A 2,600-nucleotide genomic window follows, 5' to 3' on the forward strand; every position below is an offset into this window, starting at 1 on the left:
ACCATCGTTTTCAGAAAAAATTAAAGAACCTGAGTCCATACGAATATCGAACTCAGGCTTCTTAACTATGCGTTTTAATTACTGTCTACTTGACAGGGGTCAGTACAGAATGACTCGTCTTTTTTGTGTTTTATAACTTTTTTTCAAAGCTAAATATTTTGAAGTGCTTCTCGCTTTTTAAAAAGTTTTTTGAGTACGTAGCTGTATAAGTTTTATTCAATTTCTTTCGTGATTCTTTATATGTAATTTAAGATTTTCTATTTTATTTCTTAAAGATAGGATTCATCAGTGTGTTAAAATAGTACAGTTGTTTTTGATGTACTTTAATATAAGAAGATTTAAGTTAGAAAAGGAGATAATATGAAAAAGATAAGTATAATTACTATAGTAGTCTTAGTCCTGCTAGTAATCGTGTATATGTTAGTTGGAAATTATTTTTATAACTATGCGTTAAATGCGAAACAAGAAAAAGAATTTTTGCAAGATAATCCTCATTTAGTAGAAACGGTAAGTGCATCGGGAGATGTAATGGCTGCAAATGAAGAAAAGAATGCAAACTTCGTATCGAAGTATAAACCTAACACATTAACTATACGTTCTTTCGATAAATTAAATTTAAAAGGTTATGAATATATGAATGAACCATCTAGTCATAAATGGGCAATTGTAGTTCATGGATACAATGGTAGAGCATCAGAAATGACGAAATATGTTCGTAACTTTTATGAACAAGGCTATAATGTCATAGCACCAGACCTTCGTGGGCACGGAAATAGTGAAGGGGATTATGTTGGTATGGGCTGGCATGATCGTAAAGATGTGTTAATTTGGATTCAACAAATTGTAAAGAAAGACCCTAATGCTGAAATAGCTCTATTTGGTGTTTCAATGGGCGGGGCAACTGTAATGATGACTTCAGGAGAAGATTTACCTTCTAATGTTAAAGTTATTATTGAAGATTGTGGATACTCAACTGTTATTGATGAATTTACTTATCAACTAAAAGATTTATTCCATTTACCGAAGTTTCCTGTTATGAATGCGGCAAATACGGTTACTAAATTAAGAGCTGGTTACGATTTAGAAGAGGCTTCAGCTGTAAAACAAGTAGAGAAAAGTAAAACACCTATGCTGTTCATTCATGGGGATGCTGATACATTCGTTCCTTTTGAAATGTTAGATGAAGTATATAATGCTGCAAAAGTAGAAAAAGAGAAATTAATTGTTCCAGGTGCTGGACATGGAGAAGCGGAGAAAGTAGATTCTAATAAATATTGGAATACTGTATGGAAATTCGTAGGGAAGTATATTCCGGCATAATTAAAGTTGTTGCATTTATATAGACGATAATCGGAGGGATAATAGTTAATCCTTTTGATTATCGTTTTTTTGTTAATTAGGTATTCTGCTATAAGTGTGTTTTTGTATGTACTATATGAAGGAGATAGAGCAAAAACTTTTGAATTCCTTAATCTCAGTGCTACAATGATTGAAAACTAAATGTTAATGAGGTGTTTTTATGAAAATTGAAGTATGGTCGGATTTTGTATGCCCATTTTGCTATATTGGGAAACGTAGATTAGAGATGGCTTTAGAGCAATTTCCACATAAGAAGGATGTTGAAGTTGAGTTTAAAAGTTTTGAATTAGACCAAAATGCTCCAATCTATTCCGGAACAAGTATTAATGAAGTACTTGCATCAAAGTATGGAATTAGTATTGAAGAAGCTAAGCGTAATAACGTACAGCTAGGAAATCATGCAGCTAGTATGGGTTTAAGTTTTAATTTTGATGAGATGAAGCCGACGAACACGTTTGATGCGCATCGTCTTGCGAAGTTTGCAAAGAATCAAGGGAAAGAAAAAGAGATTACGGAAAATCTACTTTTTGCATATTTTACTGAATCGGAAAATTTAAGTGATGCGGATACACTTGCTACTATCGCTGAAGCTTCAGGTTTAGATAAGCAAGAAGCTTTAAATGTTATTAATGATAAAAATGCGTATGCAAATGATGTTAGAATTGATGAAGCAATTGCTCAGCAATATCAAATTTCGGGAGTGCCTTATTTTATTATTAATCAAAAGTATGCTATTTCAGGTGCACAACCACTTGAAACTTTTGTTGGTGCACTTCAGCAAGTGTGGGAAGAAGAGAATCCTGCACCTAAGTTGCAAGAACTTTCTTCAGAGGGTGGAAGCAATCTTTCTTGTACTGATGGAAGTTGTTCAGTGCCGTCGAAAGAACAATAGTTTTTATGGTAGAAGAGCACCCCATAGATTGTTCTGTGGGGTGCTTGTATATAACTATAGAAGAAATACATAAGTGAAATCTATAAAATATAAAGTTTTTTAAAAAACGTATTGACGATTATACTTTAGAGGTGTAATATAGAACAAGTCGCCGATGACATTAAAGTCGAAAGCGACAAACGAAATAAAAAACTTAGTTGACATCAATTAACGAAAGTGTTAACATAAGGAAGTCGCGAATGAGCGACCAAGTAGTTCTTTGAAAACTGAACGAAACAAACAACGTGAAACGTCAATTTTTATTTTAGATGCTAGACAAACTAACTTTATTGGAGAGTTTGATCCTGGC

General features: G+C 33.1%; 2 protein-coding genes. Both read left to right on the top strand.

What is annotated here, in order from left to right; genetic code table 11:
- Positions 1-360: 360 nt before the first annotated feature.
- Positions 361-1,320 (top strand): alpha/beta hydrolase, encoded by a 960-nt coding sequence (locus MR168_RS32570; protein ID WP_086412467.1) that lies wholly within the window; start codon positions 361-363, stop codon positions 1,318-1,320.
- A gap of 199 nt (positions 1,321-1,519) precedes the next feature.
- Complete coding sequence (locus MR168_RS32575; RefSeq protein ID WP_086412466.1) at positions 1,520-2,251, top strand: DsbA family oxidoreductase; 732 nt, start codon at positions 1,520-1,522, stop codon at positions 2,249-2,251.
- Positions 2,252-2,600 lie beyond the last annotated feature (349 nt).

Source organism: Bacillus cereus group sp. BfR-BA-01356 (assembly GCF_022663635.1).
Classification (GTDB): Bacteria; Bacillota; Bacilli; order Bacillales; family Bacillaceae_G; genus Bacillus_A; species Bacillus_A cereus.